This is a genomic window from Curtobacterium luteum, assembly GCF_001475545.1.
GTDB lineage: Bacteria > Actinomycetota > Actinomycetes > Actinomycetales > Microbacteriaceae > Curtobacterium > Curtobacterium luteum_A.
Genome location: NZ_LDQC01000061.1, coordinates 1 through 23,218 on the forward strand (window position 1 = coordinate 1; position 23,218 = coordinate 23,218).

Sequence of the window (23,218 nt, forward strand, 5' to 3'; positions counted from 1 at the left end):
CGAACCGCACGTGCGGTTCGACATCGGGTTCCCAGGAGCCCTCGACGCCCAGCCCGATGGTGCCGAGGTCGTCGTCGGCCTCGTCGGTGACGGTCAAGCGCCAGCGACCGTCGCCGTCGTCGGACACGACGGCCCAGCGCGCGGCGGTGAATCGGGAGGCCATGGCCGCACAGTACCGACGACCCCCGACCTCGGGAGCTCGAGCCGTCCCCCGACACGGGCGCGGGTGGCGCGACCGACGCCGGAACCGCGAGAATCCGACCGTGGAGATCCGGCACGGACATCACGAGCAGAGTGCCCTGGCGAGCTTCCTCCGTGCGCGGCGGGCGGCGCTCGCCCCGGCCGACGTCGGGTTGGCCACCGATGCGCGACGACGCGTGTCCGGGCTCCGGCGCGAGGAGGTCGCGCGGCTCGCAGGCATCAGCGTCGAGTACTACCGCCGACTGGAACAGGGCAGCGGACACCAGATGTCCCTGCAGGTGTGTGCGTCGCTCGCCCGGGCGCTCCGCCTCGACCGCGCGGGCATGGCGTACCTGCAACGACTCGCGCTCCCCGGCGCCGAGGCCGCCTACGAGGTCCATCGCGGTGAGGCCCCGCCCCCGGACCTCGTCGAGATGATCACGCTCTGGGAGCACACCGCGGCGTACATCATCGACCGCAACCAGGACGTCCTCGTCCTCAACGACCTGATGCGCGCGGTCGCACCCGGGTACATGGAAGTCGGCAACAACCTCGGGCTCATGCAGTTCGAGGCGCCGCCCGAGGTCCGGGCGCTGCCGTCGTGGACGGAGGGTGCGCGGACGACCGTCTCCCGCCTGCGCTACTACGGCAACCCCTCCGACCCGCGCTGGCAGGAGATCATCGCGCTGTTGCTCGACGACGATGACTTCGCCGATCTGTGGCGTCGGCACGAGGCGCACCCGATGACGTCCGGCCGCGCGCCGAACTACTTCCCCGACCACGGGTGGGTCGACCTGCGGTGGCAGGTGCTCGAGGCGCACCCCGGGCTGTACACGCTCGTCTGCTACGGCGCCCCCGGCAGCGAGGGTGAGCGGGCGCTCGCCGTCCTCCGGGCACGCCTGCTGGAGGGGGACGCCACACCGCAGGCGGCACGTCCGACGACACCGACCGACGGAAGCCGGTTCGCCCGCCACCGAGCCGGGTACTCGCAGGGGCACGACAGCCCGGACGCGCGCCCCTAGCGTCGGTGGCATTACACCGACGAGAGGATGCGCCACCATGACATCGCCCACCATCGTGCTCGTCCACGGAGCGTTCGCCGACTCCGCGAGCTTCGCGCCAGTGACCCGGCTGCTGCTCGACCGTGGCTTCACCGTCCGCGTCCCCGCCGTCCCGAACCGGAGCCTCTCGGGTGACGCGGCCGCGATCCGAGCCGTCGTCGAGCAGATCGACGGACCCGTGCTCCTGGTCGGGCACAGCTACGGCGGGGCCGTCATCACCGTGGCCGGGGTCGCCGAGAACGTCGTCGGTCTGGTCTACGTCGCGGGCTACGCGCTCGAGGAAGGGGAGAGCCTGGCACAGCTGCAGGGCGGCTTCCCGGACTCGGACCTCGCCCAGAACCTCCTGTACGCGCCGTACCCGGTCGACGGCGGCGAGCCGGGCACCGACGTCTCGGTGGTCGTCGAGGCGTTCCCCGACGTGTTCGCCGCCGGTGTCGACCGGGCGACCGCCGAGGTCCTCGCGGTGTCGCAGCGACCGCTCTCCGCGGTGGCGTTCGGCGAGCCCGCGGCCGTCACCGCCTGGCGGACGAAGCCGGGCTGGGGCATCGTCTCTGCCGCGGACCACACCATCAACCCGGACGTCGAGCGCTTCGGGTACGAGCGCGCCGGACTGCGCTCCGTCGTCGAGCTCGACGCCCCGCACCTCGTGATGCACTCGCACCCCGCCGAGGTGACCGAGGTCATCACGACCGCGATCGCCGAGCTCGGCTGAGCGCGGAGCAGAGCAGGGACCCCAGCACCCACCGACCACCACCGAACGAGAGACCGGAGACGAACGCATGGCCTTCATCACCACCGACGACGGTGCCGAGATCTACTACAAGGACTGGGGCAGCCGTGACGCCCAGCCGATCGTGTTCCACCACGGATGGCCGCTCTCGTCCGACGACTGGGACGCCCAGATGCTCTTCTTCCTGTCGAAGGGATTCCGGGTCGTCGCGAGCGATCGCCGCGGGCACGGACGCTCCTCGCAGATCGACACCGGCCACGACATGGACCACTACGCGAGCGACGTCTCGGCGGTGGTCGAGCACCTCGACCTGCGCGAGGCGGTCCACGTCGGCCACTCCACCGGCGGTGGCCAGGTCGCCCGCTACGTCGCGCAGTACGGCGAGCCCCAGGGGCGCGTCGCGAAGGCCGTGCTCGTGGCAGCGGTCCCGCCGCTCATGCTGAAGACCGACGCGAACCCGGAGGGCACCGACATCTCGGTGTTCGACGGCTTCCGCGAGGCCCTCGCCGCCAACCGCGCCGAGTTCTTCCAGGCCGTCGCGTCCGGCCCGTTCTACGGGTACGACCGTCCCGGTGTCGAGCCGTCCGAGCCGGTCGTCGCGAACTGGTGGCGTCAGGGCATGACCGGCAGCGCGCTCGCCCACCTCGAGGGGATCAAGGCGTTCTCGGAGACCGACCAGACCGAGGACCTGCGGGCGATCACGGTGCCGGTGCTCGTCCTGCAGGGCGACGACGACCAGGTGGTCCCGTACCGTGCGGCGTCCGTCAAGCAGGCCGAGCTCCTGCAGGACGCGACGCTGAAGATCTACGAGGGCTACCCGCACGGCCTGCTCACGACGCACGCCGACGTCCTCAACCAGGACATCCTGGAGTTCATCCAGAAGTGAGTCCGCCGCGTGGTCGGCGCAGCCCAGCGCTGTGCCGGCTACGCGGTCTTCGCGACGTCCTCGGTGAAGCTCCGCACGCGACGGAGCAGGGCCTCGCCGCGCATCGCGATCGTCGCCGGCGGGTTGAGGTGCGGCGGTGCCGTGCGGATGAGCATCGAACAGCCGAGGTCCTCGCAGATGTAGGAACCGATCGTGTTGCCGTTCCGGCCGGACTCCCCGGCGCGGGCGGCCGAGAAGAGACGGACCTGCGTGGCCGGCTGCGGCGAGTGGCAGAACGAGCACATCGCCGCGATCCCCGGACGGAGCGAGCCGCCGGCGGACCGGACGACGATGCCGACCGGTCGGTCGTCGATCCACGACACGATGTACCCGCGACGGGCCGCCTGCGGGTCGCGCCACCCGAGGAACTCGCGTTCGTCCCAGAGCATCTCGTGCAGCCCCGGGATGGGCAGCTGCTCGAGCTCCTCCGGGGTGGCGTTGACGAACGACGAGCGGATGTCTGCTTCGGTCAGTGGCTTCACGGTGCCGCCACCCTAACCCTCCAGCCTGGAGGCGCGGATCACCCCGAGCGCGCTCGTCCCGTCCGCCACGAGGACGGCCCGGCGGACCGCGTCGCGGCCGAGCCGCCTGGCGGCGGCGTCGTCCGCGGCGAACTCGACGAGGACGCGCGTCGAGCGCGCCATGGCGCGCGCACCGGGCACCCACGGGACCGCGCGTTCGATCGACTCGGCGACCGCGACCGCGACCGCGTGGTGCTGGGACAGGTGGGCGCGTTCGTGGGCGACCACGGCCTCCAGTTCGTCCGTGCGGAGCTGGTCCGCGAGCCCGGTGCTGACGAGCACGCCGCCGGCCCGGCCGGGGACCGCGCACGCGAGTGCGTGGTCTGCCTCGACCAGCGCGACCGGGACACCCGCGATCTCGCGGTGCGGAGCGGCGCCGGAGCGCATCGCCTCGCGGACGGCGTCGTGCTCCGGCCCGGGACGGACGCGGACCGCGACGACGAACGCGAGCACCGCGACGAGGGCGACCCCGACGTTGAGACCGTGCGACGGCGAGGCGGCGATGCCGAACAGGTCGGTGAGGGGACGGTCCGCGAGGACCACGAGGGCGATGCCCGCGACGAAGCCCGCGACGCCGAGCAGCACCGCGACGGACCACGACACGAGCGCCGTCCTGGGGTGGTCGATCGTCCACGCGGAGCGGGTGAGGACGCGCGGCGCGAGGACGACGACCGCGAGGGCGAGCACGATCAGGACGACTCCGGCGACGACCACGGGTGCTGCCGATCAGCCCCGGGAGCGGGCGTCGAGGGCGCGGCGGAGGACGTCGAGGTCGTCCGATGCGAGCGAGCCGGTGAACTGCAGGAGCGCGGCTTCCCGGTCGGTGGCGGCGGCGAGGGCGTTCGACATGAGCGAGGCGGTCTGCTCCTCCCGGCTGTTCGTCGCGCGGAAGGTCAGCGGTGCGTCGTCGTGCTGCTCGCGCTCGACCTGGCCCTTGCGGCCGAGCCGGTCGAGGACCGTGAGCACCGTCGTCAGCGCGGGTCGGGGCTCGGGGAACGCATCGAGCACCTGCCGGGCGGTGAGCCCGTCCGGTGCCGACCAGAGGGCGTCGAGCACCGCCTGTTCGAGCTGCCCACGGGGGCGCGATCGCTGTCCTGCCACCCGAGGATCCTACGACGGAGCTTCTACGAGATGTCGAACCGGCGGCGACACCTCCCGGAAACACGGCGGCGGTATGCTCGACGGCGACAACTGAAGCACGGCCGATCACCCGCCGCGGGAGACGCCGGACCCCGGTTCGCCGGCGTCCTGCACCGAAGGAGCAACGTCCCCGCCAATCTCTCAGGTCCAACACCGCGACGGACAGGCCACTCTGAAAAGCAGGCGCTCCCGACCCCGGTCGGTCCGGCTCCTCGCCCACGGTGAAAGCCGCCGGACCTCACGGGCCGCGGTGAAACTCTCAGGCCCATGACAGAGGGGGAGTTCCCACCCGACGACGGTCGTCGGGTGTCGTCGAGGACGAGAGAACTCCGCCATGCGTTCATCACCGCTCGAGGCCGCGCACGAAGCCGCCGGGGCCACCTTCACCGACTTCGCCGGGTACCGGATGCCGGTCCGCTACTCGTCCGACCTCGCCGAGCACCACGCGGTCCGCAGTGCCGCAGGGGTCTTCGACCTGTCCCACATGGCCGAGGTCGGTGTGACCGGCCCCGACGCCGTCGCGTTCCTCGACCACGCGCTCGCCGGGTCCTTCGGCGCCATGACCGTCGGCCGGGCGAAGTACTCGCTGCTCCTCGGCGACGACGGCGGGATCCTCGACGACCTCGTCGTCTACCGCACCGAGGAGCACGTGTTCCTCGTGGTCGCGAACGCCGCGAACCGTGCCGTCGCAGTCGACGCCCTGACCGCGCGGGCCGACGGGTTCGACGTCGAGGTGTCCGACGACTCCGACACGACCGCGCTCGTCGCGATCCAGGGCCCGGCCGCCGCGGGCACCCTCGACGCGCTCGTGGTGGCGGACCGCCTGCAGCCGGAGACACCCCTCGACGAGCTCCGCTACTACCGCGTGCTGCACGCGCTCTTCGACGGCGCCGAGGTGCTCGTCGCCCGGACCGGCTACACGGGCGAGGACGGCTTCGAGATCTACAGCGACACCGAGGTCGCAGCGTCGATCTGGGACGCCCTGCTCGAGGCCGGAGCCGACCGCGGCGTCGTCCCCGCCGGGCTCGCCGCCCGCGACACCCTGCGGCTCGAATCCGGCATGCCCCTCTACGGGCACGAGCTCGGCACCGACGTCCGTCCCGCGCAGGCCGGACTCGACCGGGTCGTCGCGACCGAGGGCGACTTCGTCGGTGCAGCCGGCGTTTCGCCCGCCGAGGGTGCCCGCGTGCTCGTCGGCCTCGTCACCGAGGGTCGTCGCGCTCCCCGCGCGGGCTACGACGTCGTCCTCGACGGCGAGGTCGTCGGCACCGTCACCTCCGGGGCGCTGTCCCCGACCCTCGGTCACCCGGTCGCGATGGCCTTCGTCGACCCGGCTGCGCTCGAAGCGGTGTCCGCGGGCGAGCGAGTCCTGCACATCGACGTCCGTGGCACGGCCATCCCCAGCACCGTGACCCCGTTCCCCTTCTACCGCCGTTCTTCGAGAGGCTGAACCCGTGACCGACCAGACCGCACTCCAGTACACCGCCGACCACGAGTGGCTGCTCGTCGAGGGCGACACCGTCACCGTCGGCATCACCGACCACGCCGCCGACCAGCTCGGTGACGTCGTCTTCGTCGAGCTCCCCGCCGTCGGCACCACGACCACCGCGGGCGAGCAGATCGGCGAGATCGAGTCGACCAAGAGCGTGGGCGAGCTCTTCGCCCCGATCGAGGGCGAGGTCGTCGAGGTGAACGACGCCGTCGTCGACGCCCCCGACACCGTCAACCAGGACCCGTTCGGCGCCGGCTGGCTCGTGAAGATCAAGGTGGAGGGAACCTCGTTCCCCGAGGACCTCATGGACCACGACGCGTACCGGGCCTCCCTCGCATGAGCGACGTGCAGCAGGACCTCACGACGTCGCAGAACCTCCAGACGTCCTTCGCCGACCGGCACATCGGCACGACGAGCGCCGACCAGCAGGTCATGCTCGACGTCGTCGGGCAGCCGTCGCTCGACGCCCTCGTCCGCACCGCCATCCCGGAGTCGATCCACGCGGCACCGGTCACGGACTCGGTGATCCCGGCAGCGGTCGGGGAGACCGAGGCGCTCGCCGAGCTCCGCGCGAAGGCCAGCCGCAACACCGTCCGACGCGCGATGATCGGCCTCGGGTACCACGGCACCCACACGCCCGCGGTCATCCAGCGGAACGTCCTCGAGAACCCGAGCTGGTACACGGCCTACACGCCGTACCAGCCGGAGATCTCGCAGGGCCGGCTCGAAGCACTCATCAACTTCCAGACGATGGTGTCCGACCTCACCGGCATGGCCACCGCCGGCGCGTCGATGCTCGACGAGGGCACCGCCGTCGTCGAGGGCATGCTCCTCGCCCGCCGCGCCTCGAAGGTCAAGGGCGACGCGTTCCTCGTCGACGCCGACCTCCTGCCGCAGACCCGTGCGCTGCTCGACCACCGCGCCGACGCCGTGGGCATCGCGCTCCGCACGTTCGACGCCGCCGACGGCCCGACCGACGAGCAGCTCGAGGGCGCGTTCGGCGTGGTCCTGCAGTACCCGGGCGCCTCCGGTCGCATCGTCGACCCGAGCACCACGATCGAGCGCGTCCACGCGGGTGGGGGCATCGCGGTCGTCGCCGCTGACCTCCTCGCGATGACGCTCCTCGCCAGCCCGGGCGACCTCGGCGCCGACGTCGCCGTGGGCACGAGCCAGCGCTTCGGCGTGCCGCTCGGCTTCGGCGGCCCGCACGCGGGGTACCTCGCCGTCCGTGCCGGGCTCGAGCGCCAGCTGCCCGGCCGGCTCGTCGGGGTCTCCTTCGACGCCGACGGACAGATGGCCTACCGGCTCAGCCTGCAGACCCGCGAGCAGCACATCCGCCGCGAGAAGGCCACGAGCAACATCTGCACCGCGCAGGTGCTCCTCGCGGTCATGGCGTCGATGTACGCCGTCTACCACGGACCCGAGGGGCTCCGCTTCATCGCCGACCGGGTCGCCCGCACGACGTCCGCGCTCGCCGACGCCGCTCGCGGGGCCGGTCTCGAGGTCGTGCACGACGCGTGGTTCGACACCGTCACCCTCCGCGCGCCCGGTCGTGCGGAGGCGCTCGTCCGCGCTGCCCGCGACCGTGGATACCTCCTGCACCTCGTCGAAGCCGACACGCTCCAGGTGTCCGTCGACGAGACCACCACGCCGGACGACGTGGCGGCGCTCGCCGCCGTGTTCGGTGCGGTGGACGCGACCGTCCCCGCGACGGAGACCGCCGTGCGGGACGCGGCCACGGGCCTCCCGGCCGGTCTGCTGCGCAGCAGCGAGTACCTCACGCACCCGGTCTTCAGCGCGCACCGCAGCGAGACGCGGATGATGCGGTACCTCAAGCACCTGTCCGACAAGGACTACGCGCTCGACCGCGGCATGATCCCGCTCGGCAGCTGCACGATGAAGCTCAACGCGGCGACCGAGATGGCCGCGGTGACGTGGCCCGAGTTCGCGAACGTGCACCCGTTCGCGCCGGCCGAGGACGTCGCCGGGTACCTCGACATGATCGGCGACCTCGAGTCCTGGCTCGCCGAGGTCACCGGGTACGACACCGTGTCGTTGCAGCCGAACGCAGGCAGCCAGGGTGAGCTGGCGGGTCTCCTCGCGATCCGCGGGTACCACCTCGCGAACGGCGACACCGAGCGCACGGTCTGCCTCATCCCGTCGAGCGCACACGGCACGAACGCGGCGTCGGCGGTCCTCGCCGGCATGCGGGTCGTCGTCGTGGCGTGCGACGACGACGGCAACGTCGACCTCGACGACCTCCGGGCGAAGACCGCGCAGCACGGGGACCAGCTCGCCGCGCTGATGATCACGTACCCGTCGACGCACGGTGTGTACGAGCACGACATCACCGACATCACTGCCGCCGTGCACGACGCCGGTGGCCAGGTGTACGTCGACGGCGCGAACCTCAACGCCCTGCTCGGCCACGCCCGGTTCGGCGACTTCGGGGGCGACGTCTCGCACCTCAACCTCCACAAGACCTTCTGCATCCCGCACGGCGGCGGCGGCCCGGGCGTCGGGCCGGTCGCGGCGAAGGCGCACCTCGCGCCGTACCTGCCCGGCCACCCGATGGCGCAGCAGGCCGACCGTCGCTCCGGCGCCACCGAGGCGGACGCGGACGGACGTCTCGCGCACGCCGGCGGCCCGGTGTCGAGCGCGCCGTACGGCAGCCCGAGCATCCTGCCCATCACGTGGACGTACGTCCGCATGATGGGCCTCGAGGGGCTCACGCGTGCGACCGAGGCCGCCGTGCTCGGGGCGAACTACATCGCCGCGCGGCTCCGCGACGCCTACCCGGTCCTCTACACGGGGCAGGACGGGCTCGTCGCGCACGAGTGCATCCTCGATCTCCGGCCGCTCCGCGACAGCACGGGCATCACCGTGGACGACGTCGCGAAGCGCCTCGTCGACTACGGGTTCCACGCGCCGACGATGTCGTTCCCGGTGGCCGGGACGCTCATGGTCGAGCCGACCGAGAGCGAGGACCTCGCGGAGCTCGACCGCTTCGTCGACGCGATGCTCGCGATCCGTGCCGAAGCCGCGGCCGTCGAGCGGGGCGAGTGGAGCGCGGAGGACAACCCGCTCGTGCACGCGCCGCACACCGCCTCGTCGGTGATCTCGGGGGAGTGGTCGCACGCCTACACCCGGGAGCAGGCCGTGTACCCCCTGCCGGGCATCAGCACCAGGAAGTACTGGCCGCCGGTGCGCCGCATCGACCAGGCGTACGGCGACCGCAACCTGGTGTGCGCCTGCCCGCCGGTCGAGGCGTTCGCGTAGCGAGCCGCGTCGTCCGCGACGCACCAGTGAACACACGGGAGGCCCGTGGCGGATCCGCCACGGGCCTCCCGTTCGTCGTCATCAGCGTCAGGCGACCGGCGAGACGGGCAGGTGCTGCGCCCACCAGTCGAGGACGTGCTCGAAGCGCTGCACCCGGTGACGCGGACGCCCCGAGCGGGAGAGCTCGTGCCCCTCACCCGGGAACACGAGGAGCGACGCGTCGACGCCCGCCCGCTTGAGCGCGACGAACTGCCGGTGGCCCTGCTCGATCGGGCAGCGCCAGTCCTCCTCGGAGTGCGCGACCATGAACGGGATCGAGACCTGATCGGCGTACGTCAGCGGGCTGCGGCGACGCTGCTCCTCCGGGTCGGCCCCGACGTACGCGTCGGCGAAGAACCAGCCGATGTCGGAACTGCCCGCGAAGGAGTCCCAGGCGTTGACCGCACGCTCGCTCCACGCTGCGACGAACCGCTCGCCGTGGTGGGCGGCGACCCAGCTCGTCATGAAGCCGCCGTACGAGCCGCCCATGATGCCGACGCGGCTCGCATCGAGGTCCGGCCGTTCGAGCGCTGCGTCGAGGAGGGCGAGCACGTCGTCCACGTCGACGGTGCCCATGGCGCCGATCACCGCGCGGCCGTGGTCGAGGCCGTAGCCGCCGGATCCGCGGGGGTTGCCGATCACGACGGCGTAGCCGGCGCTCGCGTACACCTGCGCCTCGTCGAAGAACGCCCAGGTGTCCTGGCCGAACGGGCCGCCGTGCACGACGCGGAGCACCGGGTGCGGGCCGTCGCCCTCCGGCAGCACGACCCAGCCGTGGACCGGGGTGCCGTCGGCGGAGGTGCCGGTGAGCTCCTCGATGCGCCGGACGCCGGGAGCGGACGCCGCCTCGCGAAGGGGTGCCGCGTAGTCCGTCAGGACGGTCGGCTCGCCGCTCGCGTCGTCGGTCGGCTCGCCGCTCGCGTCGTCGGTCGGCTCGGCGCTCGCGCCGCGGGCGAGGTCGACGACCAGGACCTCGCCGGGGGAGTCGGTGGTCGCGGCCGTCGCCAGCAGCACGTCGCCGGCGACGTCGAAGTCCGACACGACGAGGTGGCCACCGAGGACGACCTCGAGGTCGTCGAGGCCGAGCGGACCGTCCGCGCTGCCGGGGACTCGGCGGACGCCGACCGTGCCGCGGTCGAGCACCGCGACGAGGACGTCCTCGCCGTGCACGACGGGTGTTCCGGTCACCTCCACGGTCTCCCGCGCGGTGAGGCGCACCGGGTCCGATCCGTGGTCGGCGCGCCAGAGGCCCTGCGGCTCCGCGACGAGCTGGCCGTCGGCGTGTGACGCGCCCGTGTAGTAGACGGAGCCGGCGTCGCCGACCGCCACGGAGCCGATCGACCCCTCGGAACGGATCGCGAGCGTCAGGGAGCCGTCAGCCACGTCGACGCGGTAGAGATCGTCGTCATGGGTCTCCCGCTCGCCGAGGTCGCGGGGCGCGACGACGAGGAGGGCGTTGCCGTCCGGGTACCAGACGGGGGAGCCCAGCGAGCAGGTCGTGCTCGTCAGTGCGGTCCGGACCGGCTCGGCGTCACGGTCGGTCACGTCGACGACGACCACCTGCTGCGGCTTGTCGAGCAGGTAGCCCGCGCCGTCGACGTGGAAGTCGAGACGCGTGATCAGCCGCGGAGCCTCGGCGGCGGAGGCCGGGCGTCGGTCCTCGTCGCCGGTCACCGCGGATCCGTACCGACCCGGCTCGGGGAAGCGGGCCGTCACGGCGACGCGCGTGGAGTCGGGCGACCAGACCGGGGCGCCGGCGCCGAGCGGCAGTGCGGTGACGACACGCGCCTCGCCGCCGTCGACGGGTGCGACCGCGACCTGCGGACGGTCTGCTCCGTGCTCGTCCGCGACGACCCGGAGGAAGGCGATCGACCGGCCGTCGGGCGAGAGCACCGGAGCGGAGTCACGGTCGCCCGCGGTCCAGCGGACGGGCCCGGACCCGGTCACCTGCTCGACGGTCGTGCGGTACGCGTCCGCGTCGAGGTCCGGGCGGGTCACCGAGACGAAGGCAGCACCCCCGGTCCGCGGGTCGCCGGAGAGCGTCGGGGAGGAAGGGACGTGGAGGTGAGGGATGTCGTTGGCGAGCACGCTGCCACGCTACGGCCCTCGCCGTCCGACACGTCCGGAACTGGCCGCCGAGCGTTCCTCAGCCGTTCACCCACGGAGGCATGTCCGCAAGACTGCGGACAATCGCGGGCGACGTCAAGCACCCACGTTGCGCATCTTGCCCCGTAGACGCAGGTTTCCACAGTCTCACGCAACGATCCGCAGCGCACGTTTCCGGTGTGTAACAACTTCTTCCGGGATTTTGAGGCCTCTCCGACGGACACCTATGGTTCTTGCGAACGCGCCGTGGAGCCTGCCTCCTGACGTGTTCGGTCACATTCCATCAGGAGGATCACAGAGTGAACATCACCAAGAAGCGAGGGCGCCAGCTGCTCGGCGCCGTCGCCCTGGCCGGGGCGGCAGCGATCGCCCTCGCCGGTTGCACCACTTCTCCCAGCGCGAACGAGTCGGGTTCGGCGTCGAACAAGACCATCACCGTCGCGCAGGTGAACAACCCCTCGTCGTTCAACTTCAACACGCCGCAGAGCAACCTCGACATCAACGGGATGCTCAACTACATGACCCAGCCGCAGTTCGTGACGCTGGGGTCGGACTACAAGATCACGCCGAACACGGACCTCGGCACGGTCGAGAAGGTCAAGGACGACCCGCTGACGGTCAAGTACACGCTGAACAAGGACGCGAAGTGGTCCGACGGCAAGGCGATCACCTCTGACGACCTCCTCCTGGGTTGGGCGCAGAACTCCGGCTACTACGACTCGTACACGCAGGACGAGTCGACCGGCAAGGTGACGAGCGGCACGCAGTACTTCACGCTCGCGGCGGCTGCTCCGTTCCAGACGGACTACCCCTCGGACATCACGAAGGACTCCATCACCATCACGTACAAGAAGCCGTACGTCGACTGGCAGCTCGTGAACCCGATCCAGTTCCCGGCGCACGTCGTCGCGGAAGAGGCCGGCACCACGGTGGACGACCTCCTCACGGCGCTCAAGGACACCCCCGCGGGTGACCCGTCGAAGCCCGCCGCCGCGAACTCGGTCCTCAAGAAGGTCGCCGACTTCGTCAACACCGGCTACGACAAGACCAGCCTGCCGAGCGACAAGAAGCTGCTCGTCTCGGGCGGCCCGCTCATGGTCTCCGCGTGGACCCCGAAGCAGTCGATGACCCTCGTCCCGAACCCCGAGTACACGGGCGAGCACAAGGTCAAGTTCGGCAAGCTCGTCATCCGCTTCATCGGTGACGCCAACGCACAGGTGACGGCCCTCCAGAACGGCGAGGTCGACGCGATCCAGCCGCAGGCCTCGGCCGACACGGTGAAGGCGCTCGACGCGGCCTCCGGCGTGAAGACCATCGAGGGCTCGCAGGTCGCCTACGACCACCTCGACCTGAACTTCGGCTCGTCCGTGTTCAAGGACGAGAACGTCCGCAAGGCCTTCCTGCTCACGATCCCGCGCGAGCAGATCCTGAACTCGATCGTCACCCCGATCAGCAAGAACGCCAAGGTCCTCGACTCGCAGCTCTACCTGCCGGGTCAGGACGGCTACGACGAGAGCGTCAAGAACAACGACTCGTCCGAGTACAGCAAGGTCGACATCGACGCCGCCAAGAAGCTCCTGAACGGCGCCACCCCGACCGTCAAGATCCTCTACAACACCGAGAACCCGAACCGCGTGGACACGTTCCAGGCGATCCAGGCCTCGGCCGCCAAGGCGGGCATCAAGGTCGTCGACGGCGGTTCGCCGGAGTGGTCCTCGCTCCTCACCGGTGGCGACTACGACGCGTCGATCTTCGGCTGGGTCAACCCGGGTGCCGGCAACGCCGCGATCCCGCAGCTGTTCCAGACGAACAACTCGGGCAACTACAACAAGTTCGCCGACGCCACCGCCTCGAAGCTCGCCGTCGAGACGCAGACGACGCTGGACGAGTCCAAGCTGAACGACATGAAGATGCAGATCGACAAGATCGCGTTCGACAAGGCGTACGGTTTGCCCCTGTTCCAGAGCCCCGGCCTCTTCGCCACGGGTTCGAACCTCAAGGGCGTCGAGTACTTCGGCGGCCAGACGGGCATCTTCTGGAACGTCTGGGACTGGACCAAGTGATCCTGACCGGTTGCTGATCAGCACCACACACGAAGGGGGCGCCGGACTCGTCGAGTCCGGCGCCCTCCCGTGAGCCGGGCACACAACCCATCGGCACACCGACTCCGGCCGCGAACCGGCCGACCCCGCTGAGCATCGTCGAAGACGACCGTGCCTCGGGACCAAGTACCCTTGCTGCTCGGGTCGCCCGATCGGGGGACCAGCAGCTCGAACCACCACACCGGAGAGGCACCACCGCCCATGGTGAGTTTCATCGCGAGACGGATCCTCGTCTCGATCCTCATCCTGATCGCCGCGTCGTTCATCATGTACAACCTGGCGGCGATCGCGGGGAACCCCCTGCAGGACCTCCAGAGCAGCAACTCACCGAACCGTGAGCAGCTCATCGCGGCGCGGGTCGCGGCGCAGCACCTCGACCTCATCCCGCCGCTCCGCTGGGGCCTGTGGATCAGCGGCGTCGGCAAGTGCGTCATCGGTCAGTGCGATCTCGGCACGACCTTCACCAACCAGCCCGTGGCGCAGCTCCTCCCGCAGGCCGTCGGTTCGACGATCCAGCTGGTGACGTTCTCGTTCATCCTGGCGATCATCTTCGGCATCGGTCTCGGCGTCGTCACCGCGCTCCGCGTCTACTCGGGGTTCGACTACTCCATCACCCTGGTCAGCTTCTTCCTGTACTCGCTGCCGTCGTTCCTGATGGCCGTGCTCCTGAAGTCGTTCATCGCGCTCGACTACAACAACTTCCTCGCGGACCCCAAGATCCCGCCGGCCAACCTCGTCGTGATCGCCGTCGTCGTCGGTCTCGTGATCCAGTTGATCGTCGGCGGCATCCTGAAGCGCCGCCTGGTCGTGTTCGCGATCAGCGCGGTCGTGACCGCCGGGATGCTCCTGCTCATGCAGGCCACGGGCTGGTTCACCGACCCGTCGCTCGGTCCGGTCTTCGTGATCCTCTTCAGCGCCGGTATCGGCCTGGCGATGGTGACGCTGCTCGCCGGTACGAAGAACCGTCGCGCGTGGCTCGTCGGCGGCATCAACGTGCTCGTCGCGATCATCTGCTACTTCGCGCTGCAGGGCCTGCTCAACATCTCGTCCGCGGGCACGATCGCGATCCTCGCGGTCGCCACCATCGCGGTCGGCCTGATCTCGGGCTTCCTCGTCGGCGGCCACGACCGTGGGCTGATGATGCGCATCGGTGCGCTCACCGCGTTCCTCAGCGCCGGTGTGATCCTGCTCGACCGCTTCATGCGCTCCTGGGTCGACTACACGCAGAACTACGTGTCCCGCCCGATCGCGACCGTCGGCTCCCAGACGCCCGGTCTGACCGGCGACTTCTGGATCACCGGGATCGACACGTACACCCACCTGCTGCTGCCGACGATCTCGCTGCTGCTCATCAGCTTCGCGAGCTACACCCGGTACTCACGGTCGGGCATGCTCGAGGTGCTCGACCAGGACTACGTCCGGACGGCACGGGCCAAGGGCCTCCCGGAGCGCACGGTCATCGTGCGCCACGCCCTCCGAAACATGCTCATCCCGATCGCGACGCTCGTCGCCACCGACATCGGGGCGCTCCTCGGTGGGGCGATCATCACCGAGAACGTCTTCGCCATCTCGGGTATGGGCAACCTCTTCAACAGCGGACTGTCGATCACCGACGTGAACCCGGTGATGGGGTACTTCCTCGTCATCGCCATCACGGCGATCGCGTTCAACTTCCTCGCCGACCTGGCCTACTCGGCCCTCGACCCGCGGGTGCGTGTCCGGTGACCGCCGCTCGGACCCGCACGGGCACGGGCACGACCTGCCAGACGGACCTGCACCTCCAGGAGGACCACCGATGAGCACCATCCAGGGCGGCGCACCGCTCGAGCCCAACATCGGCGACGGCACCGACGTCGGCCAGACCCCCGAGTCGCACGAGAACCGCGTCGGCGAGAGCCAGGGGCGGATCATCCTCCGCCGCTTCCTCAGCAACAAGCTCGCGGTCATCGCACTCATCGTGTACGTCATCGTGCTGCTCTTCGCCGTGTCCGCGGTCGGCCTCGGCCCGATCCCGGGCTGGTGGCACTACTCGTACAAGGCGCTCGAGACGCTGCAGGACGGCGGCGCGCCCACGGCCGACCATCCGTTCGGACAGGACCGCATCGGCAAGGACTACTTCGCCCTGACGATGCGCGGGATCCAGAACTCGGTGCTCGTCATGATCGTGATCGGCCTGTTCGCCACGTTCATCGGCGTCGTCGTCGGTGCGATCGCGGGCTACTTCCGCGGCACCGTCGACGCAGTGCTCATGCGCATCACCGACATCTTCATCGTCATCCCCGCGATCGTCATCGGCGCCGTGGTGGGCAAGACGGCGAACGGCCTGGGCGCCTGGGGCCTCGCGCTCCTGCTCGGCCTGGTGTCGTGGATGGTCATCGCTCGACTCGTCCGCGCCGAGTTCCTCTCGCTCCGTGAGCGCGAGTTCGTCGAAGCGGCCCGGGTCGCCGGAGCGTCCGACGCGCGGATCATCTTCCGCCACATCCTGCCGAACGCGATCGGCGTCATCATCGTCTCCGCGACGCTGCTGATCGCGTCCGCGATCCTGCTCGAGACGGCCCTGAGCTACCTCGGCTACGGCATCAAGGCGCCGGACTCCTCGCTCGGCCTGCTCATCAGCCAGAACCAGTCGGCGTTCCAGACCCGCCCGTACCTGTTCTGGTGGCCGGCCTCGTTCATCGTGCTGCTCGCGCTCTGCGTGAACTTCATCGGTGACGGCCTGCGCGACGCGTTCGACCCGCGCTCGAAGCGGTTCAGCCTCCGCAAGACGCGCGAGCCGCAGAACAGCGCCGGCTCGGAGATGATCAGCGCGTGACGAGCGCCACCCTCCTAGCGCGCCGCGACGGCGAACCAGCCGCCGACGGCGGTCGCTGCGAGCAGCACGATCGACGCCCAGTGCAGCGTGACCGGCACGCGCACGGCGTCGGCCGTGCCGAGCTCGATCGCGTCGCGTTCGCGGAGTTCCTCCCAGCGGTAACGGACGAGGTACGCGGCGTCCCCCGAGGCCGTGGACAACAGGTCGCCCGCCCGACGGTGTCCGCCGTCGAGATCAGGGACACTGCGGCCGTGGCGCTGCTCCTGGCGACGGGCGAGGGCGACGCCGGCACGGCCCGGCGCGGGCGCGGCCCACACCGAGACCCGTCGGTTCGGCGTGACCAGGGTCAGCGCGAACCGGGTGTCGACGTGCACGAGGGCGGCCCACGGAACGCGCACGGTGTGGAACACGTTGACGACCTCGATGCCGTCGTCGTCGACGGTCATCCGCGGTCGCCAGAGCACGATCCAGCCGAGCGCGAGTCCGAACAGTGCCGGCACGACGGCGAGGGCCCGGTCCGACCAGGTCGTGTCGGTCGCGGTCGTCGTGGCGAAGAGCAGGGCCACGATCAGCCAGAGCGCGATCGCGAGACCGCGGTTGAACTTGGACACGAACACATCGCGCGTCGACGGGGAAGCAGGCATGCCTCCATCGTCGCAGGTCGGGGCCCCGTGGCCCGACGCCTGCCGCTCCGTCGTCAGCGCTCCACCAACACCACCCACGCGGCCGCCACGAGCGGTCGGGAAAGGACCGGACGTCGTTGAGCACGCCCGCCTCCGCGGCCACCACCCCGGCCGCCACCAGCACCCCCGTCGTCAAGGTCTCCGGACTCGACGTCGACTTCGCGGTCGACGACGTCTGGACCCCGGCCGTCAAGAAGCTCTCGTACGAGATCCGCTCGGGTGAGGTCCTCGCCCTGGTCGGTGAGTCCGGCTCGGGCAAGTCCGTGAGCTCGATGTCGATCCTCGGGCTCCTGCCCCGGAACGCCCGCGTGGACGGCTCGATCGAGTTCAACGGCAAGGAGCTCCTCGGCCTCCGGTCGGCGCAGCTCCGGGAGTACCGCGGCAAGGAGATCGCGGTCATCTTCCAGGAGCCGATGACTGCCCTGAACCCGGTCTTCACCGTCGGTTCGCAGATCGTCGAGACCCTCCGCATCCATTACGGCATCTCGCCGAGCGAGGCGAAGGACCGCGCCATCGAGCTGCTGACGCTCGTGGAGATGCCCGACCCGCAGAAGGCGTTCGACTCGTACCCGCACCAGCTCTCCGGCGGTCAGCGGCAGCGCGCCATGATCGCGCAGTCGATCTCCTGCGACCCGAAGCTGCTCATCGCCGACGAGCCGACCACGGCCCTCGACGTGACGGTGCAGGCGGAGATCCTCGACCTCATCCGCGACCTCGCCGGCAAGCTCGGCAGCGCGGTCCTGCTGATCACCCACGACATGGGCGTCGTCGCGGACCTCGCGGACCGGATCGTGGTGATGCAGCAGGGCGTCGCCGTCGAGACCGGTTCCGTCCGGGACGTCTTCGCGGGACCGAAGCACGAGTACACCCGGACGCTCCTCGACGCGGTCCCGCGCCTCGGCCAGGCCGGTGACACCGTGATCGACCTGACCGAGACGCTCGAGTCCGTCGTCGAGAGCGACGCCCCCGTGCACGTCGGCGCGGAGCCGGCGCTCCACACCGACGTCGTCGCGACGCTCGGCCCGGCCGTGCTCGAGTTCTCGAACGTCGTCATCGAGTACCCGGGCCGCGGCCGCGTCAAGGCGTTCCGCGCGATCGACGGTGTCGACCTCTCCGTCCACGAGGGCGAGGTCGTCGGTCTCGTCGGCGAGTCCGGTTCGGGCAAGTCGACCCTCGGCCGCGCGGCGATCGGCCTGCTGCCGATCACCTCCGGCGGGCTGGAGGTGACCGGCGTCGACCTGTCGAAGCCGACCCGCTCGCTCGTCCGGAAGGTCCACCAGAACGCCGGCATCGTCTTCCAGGACCCCTCGTCGTCGCTCAATCCGCGCATGACGATCGGCCAGTCCATCGGCGAGCCGCTGCTGCTCGCCAAGGGCATGAAGGGCCGCGAGCTCGAGCGCGAGGTCGAGTCCCTGCTCGAGGCGGTGCGGCTGCCCACGTCGTACTCCACGCGCTTCCCGCACGAGCTGTCCGGCGGGCAGAAGCAGCGGATCGGCATCGCCCGGGCGCTCGCCCTCCGCCCGAAGCTGCTCATCGCCGACGAGCCGACCTCGGCCCTCGACGTCTCGGTGCAGGCGACGGTGCTCGAGCTCCTCAAGGACCTCCAGCGCGAGTTCCGCTTCGCGTGCCTCTTCGTCACGCACGACCTCGCGGTCATCGACGTCCTCGCCGACCGGATCGCCGTGCTCCACCACGGGCACCTGGCCGAGGTCGGCACGCGCGACCAGATCCTCCGCGACCCGCAGGACCCGTACACCCAGCGGCTCATCGCCGCGGTGCCGCTGCCGGATCCCGACGTCCAGCGTGAGCGGCGCGAGCTGCGTCGTCAGATCCTCGCGGCCGGCTCGGACGAGTAGCGCTGGACGCGCAGAACGCCCCTTGACACCGGCTCGGTGTCAGGGGGCGTTCCGCATCCGGCCTGGAGGCGCGGGGCACGCCCGCCCCGCCGGCTCAGCGAGCGACGGCGGCCGTGCGCTCCGTGAGCAGGTGGTTCTGGTCCGTCTGGACACACGCCACACCGCGACCGTGGACGTCCTGCAGCCTCGGGTCCACCGAACGGCACTGCTGCTGCCGGCCTTCGTCGAGGAGCTGGTAGAGCGGGCACCGTGTGCGGAACCGGCAGCCCTCGATCCGGTCGGTGGGGGAGGGCAGGTCGCCGTCGAGCAGGATCCGGCCACGAGCAGCCTCGGCCGAGGGGTCCGGCACGGGCACCGCCGAGAGCAAGGCGCGGGTGTACGGGTGCTGCGGGTCGTCGAACACCCGGTCGCCTTCGCCGTACTCGACGATCCGACCGAGGTACATCACCGCGACGTCGTCGGCGATGTGCCGGACGACCGACAGGTCGTGCGCGACGAACAGGTACGAGAGACCGAGACGGTGCTTGAGGTCCTCGAGGAGGTTGATGACACCGGCCTGCACGGACACGTCGAGCGCCGAGACCGGCTCGTCGAGCACGAGGATCTTGGGCTCCACGATGAGCGCGCGGGCGATGCCGATGCGCTGCCGCTGGCCGCCGGAGAACTCGTGCGGGTACCGGTCGATGTAGCTCGGCTCGAGTCCGACGAGTTCGAGCGTGTCACGGACCCTGCGGCGGATCTCGTCCTTCGGGACCCCGTGCACGGTGAGGGGCTCGCCGATCACGGAGCCGATGTCGAGGCGCGGGTCGAGGGACGCCATCGGGTCCTGGAAGACGACCTGGATGTCGCTGCGGAGCGCCCGCCGGTCCTGCTTCGTCAGCGTGCTCGTGTCGACGCCGTTGACCTTGATCGTGCCCTGCTGCGCGCCTGCGAGCTCGAGGATCTCCATGATCGTCGTCGTCTTGCCGCAGCCGGACTCGCCGACGAGGCCCAGGACCTGGCCGCGCTTCAGCGTCAGGGAGATGCCGTCGACCGCGTGCACCTCGCCGATGCGGCGGCGGAAGACGGCACCCTTGGTGAGCGGGAAGGTCTTCACGACGTCGTCGAGCTCGAGCACCACGTCGTCGCCGTGGTCGACCGAGGCCTCGGGGACGTCCTCGGGGCGGGGGAAGATCTCGGAGCGGGCGAGCGTACCGGCGGCGATCTCGTCGCGCCGGATGCAGGCCGCGGTGTGCTCGTCGTCGAAGGCGCCGTTCGTGATCGTCGGCGTGGTGCCGGTCAGGACCGGGTTGTCGGCGCTCGGGGCCACGGTCGGCGCGACCAGGGCCGGTTCGCCCTCGCGGCAGGCGTCGAGCACGGCCGGGCAGCGGTCGGCGAAGGGGCAGCCGGTCGGCTTCTGGGTGAGCAGCGGCGGACGGCCGTCGAGCGGCACGAGGCGCTCGGCCCGTGACGACGCCATGTTCGGCATCGACCGCAGCAGGCCGATCGTGTACGGCATCACCGGTTCGCGGAACAGCGGCTCGACCGGGGCGGTCTCCACGATCCGTCCCGCGTACATCACCGCGACCCGGTCCGCGTTGCCCGCGACGACGCCGAGGTCGTGCGTGATGAGGACGACGGCGGCGCCGGTCAGGTCCTTCGCCTTCTGCAGGACGTCGAGGATCTGCGCCTGGATGGTCACGTCGAGTGCGGTGGTGGGCTCGTCCGCGATGATGAGCTTCGGGTCGTTGGCGATCGCGATCGCGATCATCGCGCGCTGGCGCATGCCGCCGGAGAACTCGTGCGGGAAGGCTTCGAGCCGTCGCGTCGGGTTCGGGATGCCGACGGCGCGGAGGAGCTCCTCGGCGCGGGTGCGGGCGGCGTGCGGGGTGAGCGCCCGGTCGTGGAGGCGCAGCCCCTCGATGATCTGCTGGCCGATCGTGTACACCGGCGTCAGGGCTGACAGGGGGTCCTGGAACACCATGGCGATGTCACCGCCGCGGAGCTTCGACAGCTCGCGGTCGTTCAGACCGAGGAGCTCACGACCGTCGAACCTGATGCTGCCCTCGACCTTGGCCGACGACGGGAGCAGTCCCATCACGGCCATCGACGACACGGACTTGCCCGAACCGGACTCCCCGACGATGCCGAGGAACTCGCCGTGGTTCACCGTGTAGTCGACACCGCGGACGGCGTGCACGGGTTTGATCGACGGGTTGAACGTGACGGAGAGGTCGGAGACGGTGAGCAGCGGCTCAGTCACGGTTGGCTCCAGAGGTGGGGTCGATGGCGTCGCGCAGGGCGTCGCCGAGCAGGCTGGTGGAGAGGACGGTGGCGACCAGGGTCGCGGCCGGCAGGACGAACAGCCACGGCCGGGTGACGGCGGACTGGCTGCCGGCGGCGAGCAGGGTGCCGAGGGACACGTCCGGCACCTGGATCCCGAAGCCGAAGAAGCTCAGGGCGCTCTCGGACAGGATCATCGCCCCGACGCCGAGCGTGGCGTCGATGATGAGCAGCGACGCGACGTTCGGCAGGATGTGCCGACGGATGATCGTGAACGACGGCACGCCCATGAACCGCGCGGCCTTGACGTAGTCGCGCTCGCGCAGTGACATCGTCTGCCCGCGGATCACGCGCGCCATGATCATCCAGCCGAAGATCGCCAGACCGATGATGAGCGCCAACCAGCTGAGGCTCTTGAACAGCGGGCTGAGGAGCACCAGGGCGTAGAACGACGGGATGACGAGCAGCAGGTCGATGCCCCAGACGAGCGCTCGGTCGATGAAGCCGCCGAAGTAGCCCGCGATGGCACCGACGATGCCCGCGATGAGGGTCGCGGCCGGGCCGGCGATGAGGCCGATGAGCAGCGACTTCTGCAGGCCGACGAGCGTCTGGGCGTAGATGTCCTGCCCGATGTCGTTCGTCCCGAACCAGTGCGACCCGCTCGGCGGCATGCCGAAGGCCAGACCGTCCGAGTCCACCGCGTTCCAGTGGTAGAGGTAGGGGCCGACGAACGCCCAGAGGATGATGAGCAGGAGGGCGCCGCCGCCGATGCGGGCGCGCCAGGTGCCGAACACCTTGCGCCAGAGCGGGGTGCGGCCTCCCTTCACCTCGACGACGTGCGCCGGCTCGCCGGCCTTGCCGTCGCCGGGGTCACCGGCGGTGGTCGTGGTCGTTGGGTCGAGTACGGACACGGGTCACACCCTCACTCGCGGGTCGAGCGCGGCGTAGAGCAGGTCCGCGAGGGTGCCTGCGATGAGCACGAGGATCGCCGTGAAGAGGATCGTGCCCGCTGCCGCGTTGATGTCGTTGTTGCTGATGCTCTGGACGAAGTACTCACCCATGCCGTGCCAGCTGAAGACCAGCTCGGTGATGCTCGCACCGGTCAGGATGAGGCCGAACGAGTAGGCGAAGAAGGTCGACATCGGGATGAGCGCCACGCGCACCCCGTGTCGCATGATGGCGGATGCCCGCGTCCGGCCCTTGGACCGCGCGGTGCGGATGTAGTCGCTGGACAGGACGTCGAGCATCGCCGAGCGCTGGTACCGGGAGTACGAGGCGACGGCACCGACGGTGAGCGAGATCGTCGGCAACAACAGGTGCACGAGCCGGTCGCCGAGGACCGGGAAGAACCCCGTCACCCCCGGGGTGTACTCGCCGGTGAAGCTGATCACCTGCGTGCCGACGGCGTTGTTCGTGGTCGTCGCGAGGATCATCAGGACGACCGCGATCACGAACGGCGGGGTCGCCAGTACCGCGAACGACAGGTAGGTCGAGACCTGGTCGGACGTCTTGTACTGACGCACCGCGTTCCAGACGCCGAGCAGCACGCCGAGGAGTGCACCGAGCAACGTGCCGATGACGAGGAGACGCAGACTGGTGCCGGCACGGGCGAAGATGTCGGCCGTGACCTCGGTGCCCCGCGAGCTGATCCCGAGCGAGCCGTGCGTCACGAGGTTGACCCACCAGTTCCAGGTGCGGACGAGGAGCGGCACGTTGGGGTCGGCGCCGAGCTTCTGCAGGGAAGCGTCGATGGTGCCCTGGGGAACCGCGGGGTTGCGGCCCAGGAACCGTGCGGCGGGGTTGAGCGTCGCGCTGGCGAGGATGTAACCGAGGGTCGTCGCGACGATCGTCAGGATCACGTAGTTGACGATCCGCTTCGCGAGGAAAGCAAGCATGTACTGGGACCTCTTGGGTGCGGCCGTCCGTCCGGACGGCGTTGTTCGGTCCGGACAGGCTAACGGGTCCGGACCGTGGAGGGTGATCGACAGCGACGCTATGCGGCCCGCGTTACGAGCATGTTTCGATCTCGC

The 23,218-nt window shown here is 70.4% G+C and carries 18 protein-coding genes and 1 riboswitch; of the genes, 10 read left to right on the forward strand and 8 right to left on the reverse strand.

What is annotated here, in order from left to right; translation table 11 throughout:
* Positions 1-263 precede the first annotated feature (263 nt).
* The 3 genes from NS184_RS11155 (at position 264) to NS184_RS11165 (ending at position 2,857) form a co-directional block, all read left to right on the forward strand.
* On the forward strand, positions 264-1,202 hold the full coding sequence (locus tag NS184_RS11155) for a helix-turn-helix domain-containing protein (RefSeq protein WP_058726190.1): 939 nt from the start codon (positions 264-266) through the stop codon (positions 1,200-1,202).
* A gap of 37 nt (positions 1,203-1,239) precedes the next feature.
* Positions 1,240-1,953 (forward strand): alpha/beta fold hydrolase, encoded by a 714-nt coding sequence (locus NS184_RS11160; protein ID WP_058726191.1) that lies wholly within the window; start codon positions 1,240-1,242, stop codon positions 1,951-1,953.
* A gap of 67 nt (positions 1,954-2,020) precedes the next feature.
* Complete coding sequence (locus NS184_RS11165) at positions 2,021-2,857, forward strand: alpha/beta fold hydrolase (protein ID WP_058726192.1); 837 nt, start codon at positions 2,021-2,023, stop codon at positions 2,855-2,857.
* Between the two features lie 38 nt (positions 2,858-2,895).
* On the opposite strand, the gene NS184_RS11170 is transcribed toward NS184_RS11165, so the two are convergent.
* From NS184_RS11170 to NS184_RS11180, 3 genes are read right to left on the reverse strand one after another with little or no spacing between them, the layout of a single operon-like run.
* Positions 2,896-3,378, reverse strand: a complete 483-nt coding sequence (locus tag NS184_RS11170; RefSeq protein ID WP_058726193.1) for an FBP domain-containing protein — start codon at positions 3,376-3,378, stop codon at positions 2,896-2,898.
* 12 nt (positions 3,379-3,390) lie between these two features.
* A complete protein-coding gene (locus NS184_RS11175; RefSeq protein ID WP_058726194.1) occupies positions 3,391-4,131 on the reverse strand; it encodes a M56 family metallopeptidase in 741 nt (246 codons plus the stop codon).
* 12 nt (positions 4,132-4,143) lie between these two features.
* Positions 4,144-4,518, reverse strand: coding sequence for a BlaI/MecI/CopY family transcriptional regulator (locus NS184_RS11180; RefSeq protein WP_058726195.1), 375 nt, complete (start codon positions 4,516-4,518; stop codon positions 4,144-4,146).
* Between the two features lie 105 nt (positions 4,519-4,623).
* Positions 4,624-4,723, forward strand: a riboswitch (glycine riboswitch).
* A 168-nt stretch (positions 4,724-4,891) separates the two neighbouring features.
* Here NS184_RS11180 and gcvT point away from each other — a divergent pair.
* The 3 genes from gcvT to gcvP are packed head-to-tail and all read left to right on the forward strand — an operon-like array spanning position 4,892 to position 9,328.
* Positions 4,892-6,007, forward strand: a complete 1,116-nt coding sequence (gcvT, locus tag NS184_RS11185; RefSeq protein ID WP_058726196.1) for a glycine cleavage system aminomethyltransferase GcvT — start codon at positions 4,892-4,894, stop codon at positions 6,005-6,007.
* Positions 6,008-6,011: 4 nt separating this feature from the next.
* Positions 6,012-6,389, forward strand: a complete 378-nt coding sequence (gcvH, locus tag NS184_RS11190) for a glycine cleavage system protein GcvH (protein ID WP_058726197.1) — start codon at positions 6,012-6,014, stop codon at positions 6,387-6,389.
* Positions 6,386-9,328 (forward strand): aminomethyl-transferring glycine dehydrogenase, encoded by a 2,943-nt coding sequence (gene gcvP, locus NS184_RS11195; RefSeq protein ID WP_058726198.1) that lies wholly within the window; start codon positions 6,386-6,388, stop codon positions 9,326-9,328. Before gcvH ends, gcvP begins: the two co-directional genes overlap by 4 nt.
* 87 nt (positions 9,329-9,415) lie before the next feature.
* Here gcvP and NS184_RS11200 read toward each other — a convergent pair whose 3' ends face one another.
* Positions 9,416-11,455 (reverse strand): S9 family peptidase, encoded by a 2,040-nt coding sequence (locus tag NS184_RS11200; protein WP_058726199.1) that lies wholly within the window; start codon positions 11,453-11,455, stop codon positions 9,416-9,418.
* Positions 11,456-11,772: 317 nt separating this feature from the next.
* Between NS184_RS11200 and NS184_RS11205 the strand changes: the two genes are divergently transcribed.
* The 3 genes from NS184_RS11205 (at position 11,773) to NS184_RS11215 (ending at position 16,387) form a co-directional block, all read left to right on the forward strand.
* Entirely contained in the window at positions 11,773-13,536 is a 1,764-nt protein-coding gene (locus tag NS184_RS11205) for an ABC transporter family substrate-binding protein (RefSeq protein WP_058726200.1), read from the forward strand.
* A 240-nt stretch (positions 13,537-13,776) separates the two neighbouring features.
* Positions 13,777-15,300: an ABC transporter permease gene (locus NS184_RS11210; protein WP_058726201.1), complete on the forward strand. Its 1,524-nt coding sequence runs from the start codon at positions 13,777-13,779 to the stop codon at positions 15,298-15,300.
* Between the two features lie 70 nt (positions 15,301-15,370).
* A complete protein-coding gene (locus NS184_RS11215; protein WP_083513634.1) occupies positions 15,371-16,387 on the forward strand; it encodes an ABC transporter permease in 1,017 nt (338 codons plus the stop codon).
* A 14-nt stretch (positions 16,388-16,401) separates the two neighbouring features.
* Here NS184_RS11215 and NS184_RS11220 read toward each other — a convergent pair whose 3' ends face one another.
* On the reverse strand, positions 16,402-17,031 hold the full coding sequence (locus NS184_RS11220) for a PH domain-containing protein (protein WP_083513635.1): 630 nt from the start codon (positions 17,029-17,031) through the stop codon (positions 16,402-16,404).
* Between the two features lie 116 nt (positions 17,032-17,147).
* Between NS184_RS11220 and NS184_RS11225 the strand changes: the two genes are divergently transcribed.
* Positions 17,148-18,926: an ABC transporter ATP-binding protein gene (locus tag NS184_RS11225; RefSeq protein ID WP_058726203.1), complete on the forward strand. Its 1,779-nt coding sequence runs from the start codon at positions 17,148-17,150 to the stop codon at positions 18,924-18,926.
* A gap of 94 nt (positions 18,927-19,020) precedes the next feature.
* Here the strand turns inward: NS184_RS11225 and NS184_RS11230 are convergent, their stop codons facing one another.
* From NS184_RS11230 to NS184_RS11240, 3 genes are read right to left on the reverse strand one after another with little or no spacing between them, the layout of a single operon-like run.
* Entirely contained in the window at positions 19,021-21,168 is a 2,148-nt protein-coding gene (locus tag NS184_RS11230; protein WP_083513636.1) for a dipeptide ABC transporter ATP-binding protein, read from the reverse strand.
* Positions 21,161-22,099 (reverse strand): ABC transporter permease, encoded by a 939-nt coding sequence (locus NS184_RS11235; RefSeq protein WP_083513637.1) that lies wholly within the window; start codon positions 22,097-22,099, stop codon positions 21,161-21,163. Before NS184_RS11235 ends, NS184_RS11230 begins: the two co-directional genes overlap by 8 nt.
* A 3-nt stretch (positions 22,100-22,102) precedes the next feature.
* The gene (locus tag NS184_RS11240; protein ID WP_058726205.1) at positions 22,103-23,083 is read right to left on the reverse strand and encodes an ABC transporter permease; all 981 of its coding nucleotides are present in this window, start codon (positions 23,081-23,083) and stop codon (positions 22,103-22,105) included.
* Positions 23,084-23,218 lie beyond the last annotated feature (135 nt).

What these genes read in the sequence shown, in the direction of transcription:
- NS184_RS11160 (WP_058726191.1), top strand. Translation starts at nt 1,240, where the DNA reads ATGACATCGCCCACCATCGTGCTCGTCCACGGAGCGTTCGCCGACTCC.
- NS184_RS11165 (WP_058726192.1), top strand. Translation starts at nt 2,021, where the DNA reads ATGGCCTTCATCACCACCGACGACGGTGCCGAGATCTACTACAAGGAC.
- gcvT (WP_058726196.1), top strand. Translation starts at nt 4,892, where the DNA reads ATGCGTTCATCACCGCTCGAGGCCGCGCACGAAGCCGCCGGGGCCACC.
- gcvP (WP_058726198.1), top strand. Translation starts at nt 6,386, where the DNA reads ATGAGCGACGTGCAGCAGGACCTCACGACGTCGCAGAACCTCCAGACG.
- NS184_RS11210 (WP_058726201.1), top strand. Translation starts at nt 13,777, where the DNA reads ATGGTGAGTTTCATCGCGAGACGGATCCTCGTCTCGATCCTCATCCTG.
- NS184_RS11215 (WP_083513634.1), top strand. Translation starts at nt 15,371, where the DNA reads ATGAGCACCATCCAGGGCGGCGCACCGCTCGAGCCCAACATCGGCGAC.
- NS184_RS11220 (WP_083513635.1), bottom strand. Translation starts at nt 17,031, where the DNA reads ATGCCTGCTTCCCCGTCGACGCGCGATGTGTTCGTGTCCAAGTTCAAC.
- NS184_RS11240 (WP_058726205.1), bottom strand. Translation starts at nt 23,083, where the DNA reads ATGCTTGCTTTCCTCGCGAAGCGGATCGTCAACTACGTGATCCTGACG.